The organism is Gaiella sp. (assembly GCF_039915195.1).
Lineage (GTDB): Bacteria > Actinomycetota > Thermoleophilia > Gaiellales > Gaiellaceae > Gaiella.
On sequence record NZ_JBDSNT010000081.1, the window covers coordinates 1 to 17,235 of the forward strand.

The following is a 17,235-nucleotide window of genomic DNA, read 5'->3' on the forward strand; positions in this document are numbered from 1 at the left end:
GGGTGGCCGCACGCGCGGCCACCCCCCGACCCTTCAACGCATGATCATCGCCGGCATCGAATGGGGATTCATTCTCGACCACCTGCCGGAGCTGGCCTGGGGCCTCGTTCGCACGATTGAGGTGGCGGCGATCGCGATCTTCGGGTCGTTCGTGATCGGGCTCGTACTCGGCGCTGCCCGTGCCCACCGCGTCCCGGTCGTCAGTCAGTTTTCCGCTGTCTACGTCGAGGTAATCCGCAACACTCCGATCCTCGTTCAGATCTTCTTCATCTTCTACGGGCTCCCACAGGTCGGGATCACCTTCTCACCGTTCATGACGGCCTGGATCGCGGTGACGATATGGGGTGGAGCGTTCAGCACGGAGAACTTCCGTGCTGGGTTCGAGGCCGTTCCGTTCCGCTACCGGGAGGGGAGCCTCGCCCTCGGCTTCGGTCGACTCGCGACATTTCTCAACGTCACGCTCCCGATCGGTGGCCGCATCGCGCTACCGGCATCGATCAACACGTATATCTCGGTGCTCAAGAACACGTCGCTGCTGACGGCGATCGGCTACGCCGAGTTGACCAACGTCTCTCGAAGCATCGCCGCGGTCACCTTCCGCGACTCGGAGATGCTCCTCGTCGTCGCTGTCACCTACCTCATTCTCGTCTGGACGTTGTCCGCGGTCATGCGGGGCGTCGAAGCGCGGCTGCGTCTGCCGGAGGTCACATGACCGTCCCGGACTGGGTTACGCCGGTCGCCGAGTACATCTTCCGCGAAGGGCTCCGGGAGACGCTGCGTCTCGCCGCGATCGCGGTCGTCGCGAGCACGGCGCTCGGAATCCTGCTCGGTACGCTGCTGACGATCCGGTCCCGGCCGCTGCGGGCGATGATTCGGCTGTACGTCGAGGTGTGGCGGGGGCTGCCGATCATCGTCACGATCTTCCTTCTTTACTTTGCGCTTCCCGGTCTCGTTGACATCCGACTCGACGCCTTCGCCGCCGGGGCGATCGGGTTGACGCTTTGGGGGAGTGCCCAGGTTGCCGAGGCAACCCGTGGTGCCGTCGAGTCGATCACCAAGGATCAGCACGAGGCCGCCGCAGCGCTCGGGTTCGGGTGGCTCGGTCGTCACCGGTATGTGATCCTCCCCCAGGCGTTGCGAAGGCTTCTTCCGCCGCTCGTCGGCTTGCAGGTAAACGTGATCCAGAACACGACGATCGCAGCCGTAATCGGCGTTGCCGAGGTGCTCGAGGCAGGAAATCGTTCGGTCGAGCGACTGACCTTCTCGACAGCGGAGTCGCATGCATTCGAGATCTTCGCCTTTGTGATGGTGATCTTCTTCGTGATCTCGTTCCCGCTGACCCGGCTGTCGGCGTACCTGGAGCGTCGGCTCGTCTAGCTATTAGCTAGGCCTCGACCGGGCCAAGCCTCTCGCGGCCGGCCAGGGCGACCCATCCGGACAGCATGCGCGCTTGCGCTCCGGTCAGCGGCTGCTCGAGTTTCCACTTCCAGTTCCCTCCGTTCACCGTGCCGGGTCGGTTCATGCGTGCCTCGTTCCCGAGGCCGAGGAGATCCTGGGCCGCAATGATCACGAGCTCGTTCTCGACCGCGAGAATGTTCTGGAGCAGAGCTCGATACTCGCCGTCGGTGGACGTCGCTCCGGCTGCGAGCTGCGGCTGGTTCTCCCTGCCCCAGCGCTCCCACCAGCCGGCGAGCGTCTCGGAGTCGTGGGTGGAGGTATAGAGCACCGAATCGGTGCGCCAGTCGATGTCCGCCACCCTGGCGACGACGTTCATTCCCGGCACGCCGATCTCCTCGCGGAGCGCGATCACGTCGGGTGTGATGAGACCGAGATCCTCGACGATCAGAGGCAGGCCGCCGAACCGATTTCGGATCGCCTCGAAGAATGCTTCTCCGGGACCGGTGCCCCAGGAGCCGTTCACGGGGTCGGGCTCGTCGAGCGCCAGCTGCCAGAACTGTGCGAGCCCGCGGAAGTGGTCGATCCGCAGCCGGTCGCAGAGCTCGAGCTCGCGCTCGAGTCGCTCGAGCCACCAGGAGAAGCCGTCGGCGGCGTGCGTCGGCCAGTCGAAGACGGGCATCCCCCAGCGCTGGCCCTCAGGGTGGTTCGGTGACGGTGCCGCACCCGCGACGAAGGAGCGGTCGAAGAGATCAGGATGTGTCACGGCATCGCACGAGTCACCTGCGACGTAGAGCGGGATATCACCGATCAGACGGATCCCGCAATCGTTGGCATAGCGCTTCAGCGACAGCCACTCACGCTGGAACCGTATCTGCACTCGCCGCTCGGGCTCGCCCGCGAACCGCACCCATTCCTCGAGCCACTCCCCTTCAGGTTCGCCATCGTTGCCCTCGCCGCTGTCGTAAAATCGTGTCCCCCGAGGTGCGAGCAACCCCTCGTGCCCGGCAAAGGCCGACCTCGATGCGTACGGGGAGCCGTGCCTGTCAGGAATGTGGAGCGGGAGCACCTGCCACCACGATTGACCTGCCGCGACGAGCCAGTCGACGAACCGATACGCGTCCTCGTCGAGCCTTCCCGAGGGTAACGAAGTGATGTGGAGCAGGACACCGCTCTCGCGTGCCGGAGCGACCACTAGCGGCCGAGAGCCAGTGCGATCGCCGCAACGTGCGCGGGCGTCGACCCGCAACACCCGCCGACAATGCGGACACCCTGCGCGACATACCCGACGACGTGCTCGGCGAGCATCTCTGGCCCGGCCTCGTATACGACTTCTGCGCCGACGATCTTGGGCACACCGGCGTTGGGCTTCACCCACACCGGGGTGTCTCCGGCCGCCTCGAGGATCTCGGTTACGACGAGGTCGGAATCGGCAAGCGACCGTCCGCAGTTCGTTCCCACCGCGGACACCCCGAGCGGGACGACGGCGGCAACGGCATCTGTCGGGCTGAGACCCATCATCGTGCGTGTCCCCATGTCGAAGCTGAACGAGACAACGAGGGGGAGGTCGGTGACGCTCTGTACGCCCTCGACTGCCCACACAGCCTCTTCGACGGCGAAGATCGTCTCGATCACGAGTAGATCGACGCCGCCGTCGGCGAGTGCGCTGGCCTGCTCTGCGTACGCTGCGACGGCATCCTCGCGATTCAGGAGCCCGTATGGCTCGATCAGCTGTCCGGTGGGCCCGAGTGATCCCGCCACCAGTCGGTCGGGGCCGGCTCCCTCGCGGGCAAGCTCCGCCGCGAGGATATTGACATCGCGAGTCCGTCCGACGAGCGATCCCTCTGTGAGTCGAAGGGGTGTCGCGCCGAACGTGCACGTCAGGACGATGTCAGAGCCCGCATCGACGAATGCCCGATGGAGTTCCACGACCTTCTCGGGCGCCTGGAAGAGCCACTCCTCGGGTGCCAGTCCCGGCTCCATACCCATCGACTGGTAGTTCGTACCGGTCGCTCCGTCGGCGATCAGCGTTCCGCCGGCGGCGAGCAGTGCGTTGAACGATCGTGATTCCGTGGTACTCATTGCGCTTCCTCCTCGCTCGACATCACCCCGGGTGTGGCACCTTGCCGGTGGCAGGTTGCCGAGGCATCACGGGGCCGGGGCCCTCAGCCTCTCTCGATGCGGAGCGGTGGTGGCACCGCGTCCGAGCGCGCAGGTTACAGACTGAGGCCGATGTTACGGTTGCTAGACGGCGTAGATACAGATGAGCTGGGGCGCCCGGCCGTCGACGTCGCGCACGTCCGCCACCGTCCATTCCTCACCATCGACCTCGATCAGAGCACCTGCCGAGATACCCGGAGCGAGGCTGAGTGAGTATCGCCGAGGGCTGCCCGCGAGCAGGACGACGTTGTACACCGTTGGTTGCTCAGCGAGGCGGTCGACCACTGCCATGCTCTCAACCCGTCTCGCGGTAGTCGGCGCCGGCGGCCGGGTTGAAGTCCGAAGCCGTGCGCTCGCGCGGGTCTGGCGTCTCCAGCCAGTCGTGGCGTTGGCTGCGATGGATCTCGACAACGATGCCGTCGTCGAGTTCGAAGAGGCGGAGGCGCTTGAACCCGGCCTTCGCGAGCACGCGCGCGGACGCGACGTTCTCGACCCGGCAGCGCCCGATCAGCTCCGGAACCCCGCAGCGGAGGAACGCTTCATCCCTCGCCGCGATCGCTGCTTCGGTGGCAATTCCCTCACCCCAGCGTGATGGCTCGACGAAGTACCCGAGCTCGACGTCCTCATCGCGTGAGCCCTTGCCGGGGCCGACGGGCGAGAGCTCCACGAACCCGAGCCATTGGCCGGTCTCGATTTCGAACATCGCGCGCTTGCCGAAGCCGTGGATCCTCCACTCCTCGAGCGACCGTTCGTGTTGCTCGATCGCAGGCGCAAGGTCGAGGGGCTCGGGACGGATGTAGCGGGTCACGTCCGGATCGCGCATGAAACGGGCGAAGCGCTCGAAATGCGAGTCGTCCCATGGTTCGAGGCGAAGTCGTTCGGTCTCGATGACGCTGCGCATGTCGGTTTCGGTCTGGCGAGTTGCCATGGGAACCCCATCGGCGTTTCCGGCCTGGACCTTTACCGCCGGCGGGTAACTCAGGGTGAGGCTGCGTGCGAGATCAGTGCGTCGATTGGCACGATCTCCAACGCTCGCGCGTGCGTCGAGCCGAGAACGACCGGCGCGGCGACGCCGGCGCTATAGGCCTCGAGCCATCGGGACGCACACACGCACCAGCGATCATCGGGCCGGAGCCCCGGGAATCCCCACTCGGGGCGGGGCGTCGACAGGTCGTTTCCCGTCTCGAGGCTGAAGGCGAGAAACGCCTCCGTCATCACGGCACACACCGTGTGACTGCCGAGGTCTTCCGGTCCGGTGGAGCAGCAGCCGTCGCGGAAGAACCCCGTCATCGGCTCGGTCGAGCACGGAAGCAAGCTGCCACCGACGACGTTCCGATCCTCGTCCTTCTGCATGCACCTACTTTGCCCATCGGCTCGACCTCCTGCACAAGGAGGGCGCGCGATAGGCTCACGCCGTGGATGCGGACCCCGTCGAGATCCGGGTGCTCGGCTGCTTGATCGAGAAGCAGCGGACGACGCCCGACACGTATCCGTTGACCCTCAACTCGCTACGCCTTGCCTGCAACCAGGCGACGAATCGTGAGCCGGTCGTCGAGTACGACGAGGAGGTGATCCGCGAGGCTCTTCAGCGACTCTGGCGCAGGGAGTGGGCACGACTCGCGTCGGGCCAGGGAAGCCGCTCTGTCAAGTATCGGCAGCTCATGCAGGAGACGCTCGGCCTCGCCGACGACGAGATCTCGGTCCTCTGCGTCCTCATGTTGCGAGGGCCGCAGACTCCGGGTGAGCTCAAGCAGCGCACTGACCGCCTTCATCAGTTCGGTGAGCTCGCGGCGGTGGAGGAGACGTTGGAGCGGCTGATCGGGCGGAACCTCGTTGCGCGCCTCGCGCGGCGTCCCGGCCGGAAGGAGGAGCGCTACGCGCAGCTCCTCGGCGGAGCGGTCGACGACGCTGCCGAGATCGATGTATCACGATCGGTGTTGGCGCGCGATCCGCTCGAGGAACGCATCGCAGCGCTCGAGGTCGAAGTGGCAGCGCTTCGAGCGGCGCTCACCGATCTTGGCCTCTAGGACGCCAGACTTCGAGCCCGATAACAATTGACATCAAGAAGCGCCGTCACATCCCGACAGTAAAGTGGCACTCCCGATGTCTGCTCCGTTCGTCCACCTCCACGTCCACTCCGAGTACTCGATTCTCGATGGGGCATGCAGGATCCCGGCGCTCGTCGACAAGGCGGCCCGGCTCGAGATGCCGGCGGTCTCGCTCACCGACCACGGGTCACTGGCGGGGGCGATCGACCTCTACAAGCACGCCCGCAAGCAGGGTGTGAAGCCGATCATCGGCTGTGAGGTGTACGTCGCGGACGACCGACACAGGCAGACGAAGGGCACCGCCCATCTCACGCTCCTCGCCGAGACGACGGCCGGGTATGCGAACCTGATCAAGCTCTGCTCGCTCGGCTTCCTCGAGGGGTACTACTACCGCCCGCGGGTGGACTGGGAGCTCCTACATCGGTACTCGTCCGGGCTGATCGCGCTCTCGGGCTGCCTGTCGGGCCGCGTTTCCAAGGCGATCTCCGAGGCACGGATGGGTGATGCCGAGATGGAGCTCGATCGGCTGGAGCAGATCTTCGGGCGCGACAACACCTACGTGGAGCTTCAGAACGGCCACCTCGACATCCAGCAGCCGGTGTTTCAGGCGCTGCCCGGACTGGCCGCCAAGCGCGGACTACCGCTCGTCGCGACGGGCGACGTCCACTATCTCGACGCGACCGATGCCTATCCCCACGAAGCGCTGCTCTGCATTCAGTCGGGCGATTCGCTGAAGAACCCGAATCACTGGAAGTTCGGAACGAACGAGTTCTACTTCAAGACGCCCGAGGAGATGGCGCTCGACTTCCCGGGCCACGAGGACGCAATGCGTCGCACGCTCGAGATCGCCGACCGCTGCAACGTCGAGATCGCGCTCGATCGGATCCTGCTTCCGAAGTTCCCGACGCCGGAAGGTCGCGACTCGTTCGACTACCTCGTCGAGCTGTGCGAGGCAGGGCTCAGGAAGCGCTACGACAGGGTGACCTCCGAGCTGACCGAGCGGCTCCAGTTCGAGCTGAAGACGGTGCACGAGATGGGCTTTGCCGACTACTTCCTGATCGTCGCAGACTTCATCAACTTCGCGAAGCGCGACGGCGTCTCGGTCGGCCCGGGACGCGGTAGCGCTGCCGGCTCTCTCGCTGCCTACTGCCTCGGCATCACGGATGTCGACCCGATGCGCTACGGCCTCCTGTTCGAACGCTTCCTCAACCCGGCTCGCAAGGACATGCCCGACATGGATATCGACTTCGCCGTCGAGGGTCGCGAGCGCGTGATCAACTACGTGGCCGAGAAGTACGGGCGCGATCGCGTGGCGCAGATCATCACGTTCTCGACGATGGCCGCGCGCGCGGCCGTGCGTGATGCCGGCCGTGTGCTCGAGATCCCGTACGGCACCGTCGACCGGCTCGCGAAGATGATCCCCGAAGGCCCGGGCCAGACGCTCGCGGAGGCACTGAAGCCCGGGGGAGAGCTCGCGAACGCGGTCAAGGACGATCCCGTCGCGAAGGAGATCGTCGACCTCGCCCGGCCGCTCGAGGGCCTGACACGAGCCGACTCGATCCACGCCGCGGCTGTCGTGATCGGTGCTCAGCCGCTGATCGAGGTCGTGCCGCTGCAGCAGAAGGGCGCCGACCAGGAGGTCGTCACGCAGGTCTCGATGAAGAACGTCGAGGCGCTCGGCCTGCTGAAGATGGACTTTCTCGGGCTGCGCAACCTCGACGTGATCGACAAGGCCGTCGAGTTGATCGGTGGCAATCTCGACATCAGCACGATCCCGCTCGACGATCGCAAGGTCTACCAGATGCTCTCGCGTGCCGATTCATCCGGGGTCTTCCAGTTCGAGTCGTCGGGCATGCGCGACGCGCTGCGCCAGGTGAAGCCGACCGAGTTCGAGGATCTGATCGCACTCGTCGCCCTCTACCGGCCGGGGCCGATGCAGTACATCCCGAGCTACGCGGCACGCAAGAACGGGCGCGAGGCAATCACCTACATTGACGAACGCTTGAGGGCGATCACGAGCGACTCGCAGGGGATCTGCATCTACCAGGAGCAGTACATGCTGATCGCGAAGCAGATGGCCGGGTTCACGCCGGCCGAGTCGGAGACGCTGCGTCGGGCGATCGGCAAGAAGATCCACGAGCTGATGGCATCGCTGAAGGGGAAGTTCCTCGACGGCTGTGCGGCGAACAACGTTACGCCGTCCGTTGCGAACCAGCTCTGGAAGGACATGGAGTCGTCGCAGGACTACTCCTTCAACAAGGCCCACTCGGTCTGTTACGCGTTGATCGCCTACCGCACGGCGTGGCTGAAGGCGAACTATCCGTGCGAGTACATGGCGGCGCTGATCTCGTCGGTGATGAACACGAAGGACCGCGTTCCGATCTACGTCAACGCTTGCGACGAGATGGGAATCGACGTTCTGCCGCCCGACGTCAACGAGTCGGCAACCGACTTCGCCGTTGTCGAGGGGAAGATTCGCTTCGGGCTCAACGCGGTCAAGAACGTGGGGGACAACGCCGCGCGGGCGATCATCGCTGCGCGCAAGGACGGGGGTGCGTTCACGACGATCTGGGAGTTCACCGAACGGGTCGATCCGCAGGTCGTGAACAAGCGGGCGCTCGAGTCGCTCGTCAAGTGCGGTGCGCTCGACTCGACGGGAGCTTCGCGGATGGGGATGCTCGGGGTGCTCGAGCAAGCCCTTGCCTACGGGCAGAAGCTCGCGGCCGACCGGCTCGCGGGGCAGGGCTCGATCTTCGATCTGGGCTTCGGTGACGTTGGCGTCGAGGCGGAGGTGGCACGCAAGCACCATCCGCCGATCGCGGCGGCCGAGTTCGAGAAGGCCGAGCTGCTGCGCCTCGAGAAGGAGACTCTCGGGCTCTACGTCTCCGAGCATCCGTTGAGCGCGGTGCGCGACCAGCTCCGACGCAAGACCGACGCGACTCTCGGCGAGATCGAGCGGCGCCGAGACGGCGAGGTCGTGACGGTGGGCGGCATCATCTCCGCCATCAAGCATCTGACGACGAAGAAGGGCGAGCCGATGGTCTTCCTGCAGCTCGAGGATCCGACCGGCTCGGCGGAGGTCGTCGTCTTCTCAGCGATCTACTCGACCGTGAGGGAGCTGTGCGTTGCTGACCGGATTCTCGTCGTCAAGGGCAGGGTCGACCACAAGCAGGCGGGGGAGACCAAGCTGATCGCGCTCGAGCTGACGCCGTTCGAGGCGGTCGCCGAGCGACGCGACGTGCGCTTCAAGCTCGACGCACGCCTGGCGGCTGCCGGCACGATCGCCGAGCTCGCGCGCCTCGTCAAGGAGTATCCCGGCGAGTCACCCGTGTATGTGGCGCTCGAGACCTCGATGGGTGCCCGAACGCTTGCACTCGGCCCGGGCTATCGCGTGCAGCCGGACTCGGACTTCATTGCCGAGGCGAAGGCACTGCTCGGCGAAGCTTCGGTTGTGTAGGGCATGACGTACTCGCTTGTCGGTCGCGATCCCGACTCCGGCGAAATCGGCGTCGCGGTGCAATCGCAGTCCTTCAACTCGGGCGCTGCGGTCCCCTGGGCGCGGCCTGGAGTTGGCGCCGTGGCGACGCAATCGTTCACCGACCGGCGCTACGGTTGGCGGGGGCTCGAGCTCCTCACGCAAGGAATGACGCCGGCAGACGCGCTCACGCACCTTCGCGACGGCGACGAGCTGGTCGAGTTCCGGCAGGTCGGAGTGATGGCGGTGGACGGCCGCTGCGCCCAGTTCACGGGTGTACATTGTGTGCCTGCGGCCGGCGGCGCGGCAGGCGAGAACTGGATCGCGCAGGCGAACATGGTCGAGTCGCCCCGGGTCTGGGAGAGCATGGGGGAGGCGTTCGCCGCGGAGGCCGGGTCGCTGGCGGAGCGGCTGATGGCCGGCCTCGAAGCGGCGGAGGCCGCAGGTGGCGACTGGCGCGGACGCGGCGGTGCCGCAATCGTCGTTGTGCCGGGCGAAGGAGAGCCGTGGGAGCGGGTGATCGACCTCCGGGTCGAGGAGGGAGACGGCTCGCTCGTTGAGCTGCGACGGCTGCTCGAACGCGCGCTCGGCTATCGGGCCGCGAACCGGGCGAGCACCGATCGAGAGCACGTAGGGCTTCGACACAACCTGCCGTCCTCTCACGTTCGGTGGCTCGCGATCGAGGACGCTCTCGATTGCGGGAACGCGGAGGGAGCGCGGGTGCTCTTTGCCGCGTTGGAACGTGAGCAACCGCGGTGGCGTGACTTCGTCGAGGCCGTCACGCTGGTGCCCGGCTCCGAGCACTTCGGTGATCTACTTGCCGATTGAAGGGCCGGGAGCTCGGGTCAGGCCGTGCGTATGACCTTCACCGATGCGTGATTGCAAGACCTGACCCCGCTCACCGCGGCACGTTGGCTGTGAGCGCCACGCTTAGCTTTCTCTCTACGACGTCGACCGCTTGGACGCGCGAGCGCTGTTGAGGGCGACGGCTTCGCGAACGAGCGCCTTGAAGGCGGACGCGTCAACCTGTTCTCCCTCGGGAATGTCGATCGCGCGACGCACGTTCCCGTCGAGGCTCGAGTTGAAGAGACCGGTCGGATCCGGCAGAGACGCGCCCTTCGCGAATGTGAGCTTCACGACCTTCTTGTAGGACTCGCCGGTGCAGATGATGCCGTCGTGCTCCCAGACCGGCGTGCCGCGCCACTTCCACTCCTCGACGACGTCGGGGTCGGCGTCCTTGATCAGCTCCCGCATCCGCTCCAACGTCTCGCCGCGCCAGTCCCCGAGCTCGACGATCTTGCGTGAGATGAGCTCCGCGGGCGACAGGTTCTCGATCGATTCCATGAGTCTCTCCCGTCCTACGACGGCGTCGCCGCGGCGCGTTCAGCGAGTGCGGCGAGCACCTTGGGCTGAATCGTCGTCGTCTCGGTGAGGAGGCGCTGGAATGCCTGACCCGTGATCACGAGCACGCGTGTTGGCGTCGTTGCGGTGACGGTCGCGGTGCGTGGCGCTTCGGTGAGAAGGGCGATCTCGCCGAAGAAGCTGCCGCCCCCCATGTTCGCGACCTCGCGGCCGTCGCGGGTGATGTCGACGGTTCCGTCGATGAGCACGAAGAACTCGCGTCCCTTCTTGCCCTGCTCGATCAGCGTCGTCCCTTCGGGGAGATAGAGCTCGTCGGCAATCGTCGCGATCTGACCGAGTTCCTTCGTCGTGCATTCGGCGAAGAGAGGGACGGCACGGAGGAGGTCGACTTTGGCGTCGCGGCGGAGCTTCATGCCGGGGATCCTACGAGACCCGGGCGCGCTGCGCACTTACAGCGACTGTCACGGCGACCTCCCACTTGACCACTACGCTCGCCCGATGCAGGCCGAGACGCTCGACCGTCACATTGACGACATGTGCGCTGCTCATGGCATCAACCGCGTCGATGGACGCGGACGAGCCGTTGTGATCACCGTGCGACATCGCGACGGTAGCCGTGAGCGACGCCTCGAGATCAGGATCCCTCCGATTCGAGGCCAGGTGAGCTACTTCATCGCGCTACACGAGGTCGGTCATCTCGTCGGTCACGGCCGCAGCGGCCGTCGTCTCGAGAGCGAGGCAGCGGCGTGGCAGTTCGCGCTTTCGACGGCCCTCGTCGCTCCGACGGATGCAACACGTCGGCGGATGGGGAAGCGACTTCGGTCGTACGTGATCTGGGCCGAGCGGCGGGCCAGCCGACGCCAGCCGCCCCATATTCCTCCCGCACAGGATCCTTTCTGGGACCTGCTCGCCTGGCTCGAGCACTGACGTCCCGGAGGGAGATACCAGGCCTTTACGAAAGCCTCACCAGAAAACGTCAATTTCCTGACTCGAATGTCGTAGAACAGAGAGATCCAATCGGGCCTCCTGGTCGAATACAAGGAGACCCGACCACGTTGAAAGAGGCGATGATGTCTTCGGCAGAACTTCAAGATCGACCCGACGTCGAGATAGAGCTGGTTGAGCAGTGGCGCATCGAGTCGCTCTCGCGCGCCGGCTATGACCCCGAATCGGCCACCGTGCTCGCGGCTTCGCATGAGGTAGACCTCCACTTCGCAATCCGCCTGCTCGAGAGCGGCTGCCCGGTCGATCTTGCCCTCCAGATCCTGTTGTAGAGCACGACGTTACGGCACATGACGCCCGGTTCTCACCGGGCGTCACTCGTTTCGGTGACGAAGGCGTCCTGACCCCGAGCGAGAATGTCGAACTATGCAATTCCTCGCATCGATTCCCTCACCGAGCAACGGCGCCATCGAGCTCGGCCCGCTGACGATTCACATGTACGGCTTGACGCTGCTTGCGGCGATCGGCGTCGCGATCTGGATCACAGGCACGCGCTGGGTCAACCGGGGCGGAGACTGGGATCTCATCTTCCGCTGTGCCGTGTGGGGCGTCGGCGCCGGGATCGTCGGTGCACGGCTGTACCACGTCGCAACGAGCTGGAGCGAGGTTCCGGAGGAGTGGTGGGGAGCGTTTGCGATCTGGAAGGGTGGCCTGGGTGTCTGGGGAGGAATTGCCGCAGGCGTGATCGTCGGCGCAGTGATTGCGAAGCGGGCTGGGGCGGACGTACGCCTCCTCGCCGACTGCCTCGCTCCCGGCCTTCTCGTCGCCCAGGCCGTGGGACGCATCGGCAACTGGTGGAATCAGGAACTCTACGGCAGGGTGACGGATCTTCCCTGGGGGCTCGAGATCGATCCTGCGCACCGCCCGCTCGCCAGTCTGGGTGAGGCCACGTACCACCCGGCGTTCCTGTACGAAGCGCTCTGGAATCTCCTCGCCGCGGCCCTGCTCGTGTACTTGATCGAGCGGCGATTCCACCCTCGCCCGCCCGGGCTCTTTGCCCTCTACGTCGCGCTCTACTCCTTCGGGCGCTTCTGGATCGAGCTCGTCCGCATCGATCCGGCCAATGACATCCTTGGTCTTCGTGTCAACACGTGGGTCTCGGGTCTCGTGTGCATCGCAGGAATCGTCTGGTTCGTCGTCTCGCAGCGACGCGGGCGAGAAGCGACCGCGGCGCCGCCGAAGGGCCCACGGATGGACGTGCCAAAGAGCCGCGTCCGACCCGGGGGCTAGGGTCCGAACGTGGCCAGCGCCGTACGCGACCTCGAGCTGGACCTCGATGCCTTCGAAGGTCCGTTCGACCTCCTTCTCACGCTCCTCCTCAAGGACGCAATCCAGCCGTCCGAGATCGACATGGCCGGAATCATCGTGGCGTTCGTAGAGCGACTCGCCGAGCGTGACGAGCTCGACCTCGACGCGTGCGGCGAGTTCCTCGTCCTGATCGCGTCACTGCTCGAACTCAAGGCACGCCACCTCTTCCCGGACGAGGAGGCCGAGCTCGCAGATATGGAGCCCGAGGAGGCAGCTGACGAGCTTGCCCGTCGGCTCGCGGAATACCGCCGAATGAAGGTTGCCGCGGTCTGGTTACGAGACCGCCTCGAGGAGCAGCGCGAGCTCTACTTCCGCCTCGGGCCGGCGCCGCTCGCGCCGAGCCCCGAACGCCGGCTCGCCGCGCAGGAGCCTCTCCGGCTCGTCGAGGCGATGCACGGCCTCGCGGTCGAGCCGCCCCGCGTCTCGCTCTCCCACATGGCCCTCCGCTTCCCGCCCGTCTCACAGTTCGTCGAGCGGTTCCGGGCGCTTCTCGTGCGCCGGCGACGCTTCGACTTCGACACGGAGATGAAGGGTCTCTCGCGCGTGGAGCAGGCCGTCGCGTTTCTGGCGCTGCTCGAGCTGTGCAAGGAGGGCGAGATCTCGATCTCCCAGGCCGCTCCCTTCTCCCCGATCAGAATCGCCCGCGCCGACGAGCCCCTCTTTGACACCGACGACGGAAGGATGCAGCAGTGGACCGCCCGCTCCGCCTGATCTCTGCCAACCCGCTCGACTCGCTCGCGAGGAACGTCGAGGCTCTGCTCGTTGTCGCGTCGCAGCCGCTGACGCTGGACGAGCTCGCCGAGGCAACCGCGGACGACGTCGAACGCATCGAGACGGCACTCGGACTCCTCAGGGAGCGCTACAGCGAGGGGCGCAGCGGCATCGTCCTCCAGAAGGTGGCGGGTGGCTACGCGTTCGGCGCCTCGCGTGAGGCAGCCGAAGCGTGCGCGCGCCTCTTCGAGCGCCCGGTCGAGCGCGGCCTCTCGCAGGCAGCACTCGAGACGGTTGCGATCGTCGCGTACCTCGGGCCGGTGTCCCGCCCGGAGATCGCCCAGATCAGAGGCGTCGCCGCCGACTCGGCCGTCGCATCGCTCGTCGAGCGGGGATTGATCACGGAGGCGGGTCGCGAGAACAGTCCGGGCGGAGCGGTGCGCTACCGCGTCACGGCGCTCTTCGAGCGCGTCTTCGGACTCGAGTCACTCGCAGCCTTGCCGCGTCTCGACGACATCGGCGAGGATCAGGCCGCGATCCGTGAGCGCTTGCTCGAGGTCGCTGAAGCGCGAGCGTCGTGACTTCTCCCCGCGCGCTCCCGAACCCGGCGTAGGGACTACGCGAAATGGCGCCTCGGCGCCGTACAGCGTCGCCCGACCACGTACGCCGCTGCGGGTGAAGCAGTCTTCGCCGAGGCTCGGCGGCGCCTCGCCCCTACGGGCCGGCCCTTATATCTGCCAGGAACCTTTGCGCAGGAGCGGGATGACGTCGCCGTCGCGGGTGATGCCGTCGACGTCGAGCGCGGGGCTTCCGATCATGAAGTCGATGTGGATCTGGCTCGAGTTGACCCGCTGTCGGTCGGCTTCGGACTCGACGCCGTGCTGGTAGCCGGCGCCGAGCGCGATGTGACTTGCGGCGTTCTCGTCGAGGAGCGTGTCGAAGAAGATCGTCTCGAGCGGACCGATCCGTCCCCCACGGTCGACGAGGGCCAGCTCACCGAGTCGCGTTCCTCCGTCGTCCTTTGTGCATGCGCTGCGGAGCGTCGCGGCATTGTCCTCCGCATCGATCTTCACCGCGCGCCCTTGCTCGAACTCGATCCGGATCCCGTTCACGATCGAGCCATACAGGTTGAGGGGCATCGTTGCGCTCACGTAGCCGTCGACGCGGAGAGGATCCGGGGTCGTGAACGTCTCCTCGCTCGGGATGTTCGGGTAGTGCCGGAGGCCGTCGATCGTCTCCTGGCCGCCGGCATGCCACCGTGACGAGGCGAGGAGCCCCACGGTGAGATCTGTGCCTGGACCATGGACTCGGATCGCGTCGAACCGCCGGGCGGTGAGCTTCGCAGCGCTCGCCGTGGTCTCGGCAAAGCGCGCTTCCCAGGCCTCGGCAGGGTCATCCGCGTCGAGACGGCAAATGTGGGCGACTGCATCCCAGAGTCGCGCGTACGCCTCCTCCGGGTCAGCCTGTGGATAGACGGCGACGGCCCAAGCCCTCGTCGGTGCCGGGGCGACGCACCAGTTCGTCGTGCGGAGGCCGATGATCTCGCTGGTCTCGGGCAAGTACGGGAGCGCGTCGGTGCCCATTCGATCGGCCGGGACGCCCTCGAAGGCGTCTAGCTCGACAGGCCCACTCAGCGAGATCCGGGCGCCGTGCTCGTCGGAGAGGTGTCGGATCCGTGCGTGGAGCCACGGCGGGATATAGCCGAAGGTCTCCGGGTCGCCGTGGAGCAGGCGCTGGCGCTTGACGCGTGGATCCCAGTAGAGGACGTCAACGTACGTCGCACCGCGCTCGTACGCAGCGCGCGTGACCTCTCGGGTCAGTTCCTCCTTGCCCGTAGAGCTCGTGACGTCGACGAGCTGGCCGGGCTGAACACCCGCGCCGTAGCCGACGATCAGGTCGGCCAGCCTGCGGGTCAGCTCCGTGTAGTCGCGCACCGCGCGGGAGACTAGACGACAATGCCCGGGTGCGTCTCAATCGCTATCTCGCCCGCGCCGGTGTCGCGTCACGACGCGCGGCCGACGAGCTGATCAAGAAGGGCCGGGTGACGGTCAACGGGCAGCGCGGTGAGCTGAACACGTTCGTCGCGGCTCGGGATGTCGTCGAAGTCGACGGTGAGCAGGTGGGCAAGCAGGATCTCGCCCACGTACTCCTGAACAAGCCGCTCGGCGTCGTGACGACGGCGAGCGATCCCGAGGGCCGCCCGACCGTGGTCGACCTCGTCGATCACGAGGTGCGCGTCGTCCCCGTCGGCCGGTTGGACATCGACACGAGCGGCGTCCTGCTCCTCACGAACGACGGCGATCTCGCGCATCGCCTGGCGCACCCTCGCTACGGCGTCGAGAAGACGTACGTCGCCGATGTCGATGGCGACCTGACGCCGGCGGCAGTGGCCGCACTCGCCCTGGGCGTCGAGCTCGAGGACGGAACCACGGCCCCGGCACGGGCGCGCCAGCTCGGCCGCTCGCGCGTCGAGCTCGTGCTGCACGAGGGGCGCAACCGGCAGGTGCGAAGGATGTGCGAGGCCGTCGGCTTCCCCGTCGTGCGGCTCCGGCGCACCGGTTACGCCGGTCTGGACGTGAGCAAGGTGCCGATCGGGGAGTCTCGTTCGTTGACGCGCGATGAGGTCGAGGCGCTCCGCAGCTTGGTCGGCCTGTAGGGGCGACGCGCACGCTCGCGCGAGCGAAGCGGATGCGTCGCCCGTAAGCGGAAGCGTCGCCCGTCGGCGATGCGTCGCCCGTCGGCTACGGGCGGCCCACGGCTACGCGCCGTCCCGCGCGCGCACAAACCCCATCGTCTCGTACATCCGCTCGAGGGTCGGTGCGGAGGTTGCCCGCGCCTTGTCCGCACCGAGCGCGAGCAGCCGAAGCAGCTCGCCCTCGTCGGAGCGAAGTTCGACGTAGCGTTCGCGAATCGGCTCGAGCAGGGCAACGACGGCTTCACCCACTGCGACCTTGAACGTGCCGTAGCCTGCATCGCCGTACTCGGCCTCGATCTGTGCGGGAGTGCTGCCGGTGGCGACCGACATGATGTCGATCAGGTTCGAGATCCCGGGCTTGTCGTCCGCCTTTCTCACTTCACGACCGGAGTCGGTCACCGCCGTCTTGAACTTCTTCAGGATCGCGTCTGGCGCGTCGAGCATGCGCACCGTGCCCTGCTCGGAGCTACCCGTCTTGCCCATCTTCGCCGCGGGATCCTGGAGCGACATGATGCGCGCTCCGACCTCGGGATAGAACCCGTTCGGGACCGTGAAGATCTCGCCGAAGCGGCTGTTGAACCTCTCGGCAATGTCCCGTGCGAGCTCGAGGTGCTGGCGCTGGTCGTCTCCGATCGGGACGATGTCGGCCTGGTAGAGCAGGATGTCGCCCGCCATCAGGACGGGGTAGTTGAAGAGCGCGGACGCGACGAACTCCTGCTCGCCGCCCTTCTCCTTGAACTGCGTCATCCGCCCGAGCTGTCCATAGCCCGCGACTGCCGACAGGAGCCAGCTCGCCTCGGCGTGCGCGGTGACGTGGCTCTGGGCGAAGACGGTCGTGCGTTCCGGGTCGAGCCCCGTTGCGATTAGCATCGAGAACAGATCGAGCGTGCGGCTGTGTAGATCGGCAGGGTCGTAGGGCACCGTGATCGCGTGGAGATCGACGATGCAGAATGTCGCATCGCCCAGCTCCTGCGTGGCGACGTATTGGCGGAAGCCGCCGGAGTAGTTGCCGAGCGTCGAGTCGCCGGTCGGCTTGATGCCCGAGAAGATGCGCATGAGTGTCTCTGCTCAGTTTGTAG

The 17,235-nt window shown here is 66.3% G+C and carries 20 protein-coding genes and 1 riboswitch; of the genes, 11 read left to right on the plus strand and 9 right to left on the minus strand.

All coding sequences use genetic code 11. The annotated features are described in order from the left end of the window. Both ABIR74_RS08215 and ABIR74_RS08220 read left to right on the plus strand, forming a co-directional pair. A partial coding sequence (locus ABIR74_RS08215; RefSeq protein WP_348176922.1) for an amino acid ABC transporter permease occupies window positions 1–712 on the plus strand: 712 nt, incomplete at its 5' end. Beyond that, complete coding sequence (locus ABIR74_RS08220; RefSeq protein ID WP_348176924.1) at window positions 709–1,377, plus strand: amino acid ABC transporter permease; 669 nt, start codon at window positions 709–711, stop codon at window positions 1,375–1,377. The genes ABIR74_RS08215 and ABIR74_RS08220, both read left to right, overlap by 4 nt. Window positions 1,378–1,384: 7 nt before the next feature. Here ABIR74_RS08220 and ABIR74_RS08225 read toward each other — a convergent pair whose 3' ends face one another. From ABIR74_RS08225 to ABIR74_RS08245, 5 genes are all read right to left on the minus strand, one after another. Then, the gene (locus ABIR74_RS08225; RefSeq protein WP_348176926.1) at window positions 1,385–2,590 is read right to left on the minus strand and encodes a 4-alpha-glucanotransferase; all 1,206 of its coding nucleotides are present in this window, start codon (window positions 2,588–2,590) and stop codon (window positions 1,385–1,387) included. After that, the gene (locus tag ABIR74_RS08230) at window positions 2,590–3,477 is read right to left on the minus strand and encodes a homocysteine S-methyltransferase family protein (protein ID WP_348176928.1); all 888 of its coding nucleotides are present in this window, start codon (window positions 3,475–3,477) and stop codon (window positions 2,590–2,592) included. Before ABIR74_RS08230 ends, ABIR74_RS08225 begins: the two co-directional genes overlap by 1 nt. After that, window positions 3,478–3,580: riboswitch (SAM riboswitch) on the minus strand. A gap of 59 nt (window positions 3,581–3,639) precedes the next feature. Further along, on the minus strand, window positions 3,640–3,846 hold the full coding sequence (locus ABIR74_RS08235; RefSeq protein ID WP_348176930.1) for a hypothetical protein: 207 nt from the start codon (window positions 3,844–3,846) through the stop codon (window positions 3,640–3,642). A 4-nt stretch (window positions 3,847–3,850) separates the two neighbouring features. Beyond that, window positions 3,851–4,483, minus strand: coding sequence for a GNAT family N-acetyltransferase (locus ABIR74_RS08240; RefSeq protein WP_348176932.1), 633 nt, complete (start codon window positions 4,481–4,483; stop codon window positions 3,851–3,853). A 50-nt stretch (window positions 4,484–4,533) separates the two neighbouring features. Then, on the minus strand, window positions 4,534–4,908 hold the full coding sequence (locus ABIR74_RS08245) for a DUF2237 domain-containing protein (protein ID WP_348176934.1): 375 nt from the start codon (window positions 4,906–4,908) through the stop codon (window positions 4,534–4,536). A gap of 62 nt (window positions 4,909–4,970) precedes the next feature. On the opposite strand from ABIR74_RS08245, the gene ABIR74_RS08250 reads away from it, so the two are divergent. The 3 genes from ABIR74_RS08250 (at window position 4,971) to ABIR74_RS08260 (ending at window position 9,906) form a co-directional block, all read left to right on the plus strand. After that, window positions 4,971–5,582, plus strand: coding sequence for a YceH family protein (locus tag ABIR74_RS08250; protein ID WP_348176936.1), 612 nt, complete (start codon window positions 4,971–4,973; stop codon window positions 5,580–5,582). 76 nt (window positions 5,583–5,658) lie between these two features. Continuing rightward, window positions 5,659–9,060: a DNA polymerase III subunit alpha gene (locus tag ABIR74_RS08255; protein ID WP_348176938.1), complete on the plus strand. Its 3,402-nt coding sequence runs from the start codon at window positions 5,659–5,661 to the stop codon at window positions 9,058–9,060. A 3-nt stretch (window positions 9,061–9,063) separates the two neighbouring features. Then, window positions 9,064–9,906, plus strand: a complete 843-nt coding sequence (locus tag ABIR74_RS08260) for a DUF1028 domain-containing protein (protein WP_348176940.1) — start codon at window positions 9,064–9,066, stop codon at window positions 9,904–9,906. A 114-nt stretch (window positions 9,907–10,020) separates the two neighbouring features. Here ABIR74_RS08260 and ABIR74_RS08265 read toward each other — a convergent pair whose 3' ends face one another. After that, a complete protein-coding gene (locus ABIR74_RS08265) occupies window positions 10,021–10,422 on the minus strand; it encodes a DUF1801 domain-containing protein (protein WP_348176942.1) in 402 nt (133 codons plus the stop codon). A gap of 14 nt (window positions 10,423–10,436) precedes the next feature. After that, a complete protein-coding gene (locus tag ABIR74_RS08270; protein WP_348176944.1) occupies window positions 10,437–10,853 on the minus strand; it encodes a cyclic nucleotide-binding domain-containing protein in 417 nt (138 codons plus the stop codon). 85 nt (window positions 10,854–10,938) lie between these two features. Between ABIR74_RS08270 and ABIR74_RS08275 the strand changes: the two genes are divergently transcribed. From ABIR74_RS08275 to scpB, 5 genes are all read left to right on the plus strand, one after another. Continuing rightward, complete coding sequence (locus ABIR74_RS08275; RefSeq protein ID WP_348176946.1) at window positions 10,939–11,367, plus strand: hypothetical protein; 429 nt, start codon at window positions 10,939–10,941, stop codon at window positions 11,365–11,367. A gap of 143 nt (window positions 11,368–11,510) precedes the next feature. After that, complete coding sequence (locus ABIR74_RS08280) at window positions 11,511–11,714, plus strand: hypothetical protein (protein WP_348176948.1); 204 nt, start codon at window positions 11,511–11,513, stop codon at window positions 11,712–11,714. Window positions 11,715–11,808: 94 nt separating this feature from the next. Beyond that, a complete protein-coding gene (gene lgt, locus ABIR74_RS08285) occupies window positions 11,809–12,672 on the plus strand; it encodes a prolipoprotein diacylglyceryl transferase (protein WP_348176950.1) in 864 nt (287 codons plus the stop codon). A gap of 9 nt (window positions 12,673–12,681) precedes the next feature. Continuing rightward, entirely contained in the window at window positions 12,682–13,461 is a 780-nt protein-coding gene (locus ABIR74_RS08290; protein ID WP_348176952.1) for a ScpA family protein, read from the plus strand. Next, window positions 13,440–14,042 carry an SMC-Scp complex subunit ScpB gene (gene scpB, locus ABIR74_RS08295; protein ID WP_348176954.1) on the plus strand — a complete coding sequence of 201 codons (603 nt, stop codon included), beginning with the start codon at window positions 13,440–13,442 and terminating at the stop codon, window positions 14,040–14,042. Before ABIR74_RS08290 ends, scpB begins: the two co-directional genes overlap by 22 nt. Before the next feature lie 147 nt (window positions 14,043–14,189). On the opposite strand, the gene ABIR74_RS08300 is transcribed toward scpB, so the two are convergent. Further along, window positions 14,190–15,395 (minus strand): aminopeptidase, encoded by a 1,206-nt coding sequence (locus ABIR74_RS08300; protein ID WP_348176956.1) that lies wholly within the window; start codon window positions 15,393–15,395, stop codon window positions 14,190–14,192. 29 nt (window positions 15,396–15,424) lie between these two features. On the opposite strand from ABIR74_RS08300, the gene ABIR74_RS08305 reads away from it, so the two are divergent. Further along, complete coding sequence (locus ABIR74_RS08305; RefSeq protein WP_348176958.1) at window positions 15,425–16,117, plus strand: pseudouridine synthase; 693 nt, start codon at window positions 15,425–15,427, stop codon at window positions 16,115–16,117. A 102-nt stretch (window positions 16,118–16,219) separates the two neighbouring features. Here the strand turns inward: ABIR74_RS08305 and trpS are convergent, their stop codons facing one another. Further along, window positions 16,220–17,212, minus strand: a complete 993-nt coding sequence (gene trpS, locus ABIR74_RS08310; protein ID WP_348176960.1) for a tryptophan--tRNA ligase — start codon at window positions 17,210–17,212, stop codon at window positions 16,220–16,222. Window positions 17,213–17,235: the final 23 nt, after the last annotated feature.

Excerpts from the sequence above, each read along its gene's own strand:
- ABIR74_RS08220 (WP_348176924.1), top strand. The coding sequence starts at position 709 with ATGACCGTCCCGGACTGGGTTACGCCGGTCGCCGAGTACATCTTCCGC.
- ABIR74_RS08230 (WP_348176928.1), bottom strand. The coding sequence starts at position 3,477 with ATGAGTACCACGGAATCACGATCGTTCAACGCACTGCTCGCCGCCGGC.
- ABIR74_RS08235 (WP_348176930.1), bottom strand. The coding sequence starts at position 3,846 with ATGGCAGTGGTCGACCGCCTCGCTGAGCAACCAACGGTGTACAACGTC.
- ABIR74_RS08240 (WP_348176932.1), bottom strand. The coding sequence starts at position 4,483 with ATGGCAACTCGCCAGACCGAAACCGACATGCGCAGCGTCATCGAGACC.
- ABIR74_RS08245 (WP_348176934.1), bottom strand. The coding sequence starts at position 4,908 with ATGCAGAAGGACGAGGATCGGAACGTCGTCGGTGGCAGCTTGCTTCCG.
- ABIR74_RS08255 (WP_348176938.1), top strand. The coding sequence starts at position 5,659 with ATGTCTGCTCCGTTCGTCCACCTCCACGTCCACTCCGAGTACTCGATT.
- ABIR74_RS08260 (WP_348176940.1), top strand. The coding sequence starts at position 9,064 with ATGACGTACTCGCTTGTCGGTCGCGATCCCGACTCCGGCGAAATCGGC.
- ABIR74_RS08265 (WP_348176942.1), bottom strand. The coding sequence starts at position 10,422 with ATGGAATCGATCGAGAACCTGTCGCCCGCGGAGCTCATCTCACGCAAG.
- ABIR74_RS08270 (WP_348176944.1), bottom strand. The coding sequence starts at position 10,853 with ATGAAGCTCCGCCGCGACGCCAAAGTCGACCTCCTCCGTGCCGTCCCT.
- ABIR74_RS08275 (WP_348176946.1), top strand. The coding sequence starts at position 10,939 with ATGCAGGCCGAGACGCTCGACCGTCACATTGACGACATGTGCGCTGCT.
- ABIR74_RS08280 (WP_348176948.1), top strand. The coding sequence starts at position 11,511 with ATGTCTTCGGCAGAACTTCAAGATCGACCCGACGTCGAGATAGAGCTG.
- lgt (WP_348176950.1), top strand. The coding sequence starts at position 11,809 with ATGCAATTCCTCGCATCGATTCCCTCACCGAGCAACGGCGCCATCGAG.
- trpS (WP_348176960.1), bottom strand. The coding sequence starts at position 17,212 with ATGCGCATCTTCTCGGGCATCAAGCCGACCGGCGACTCGACGCTCGGC.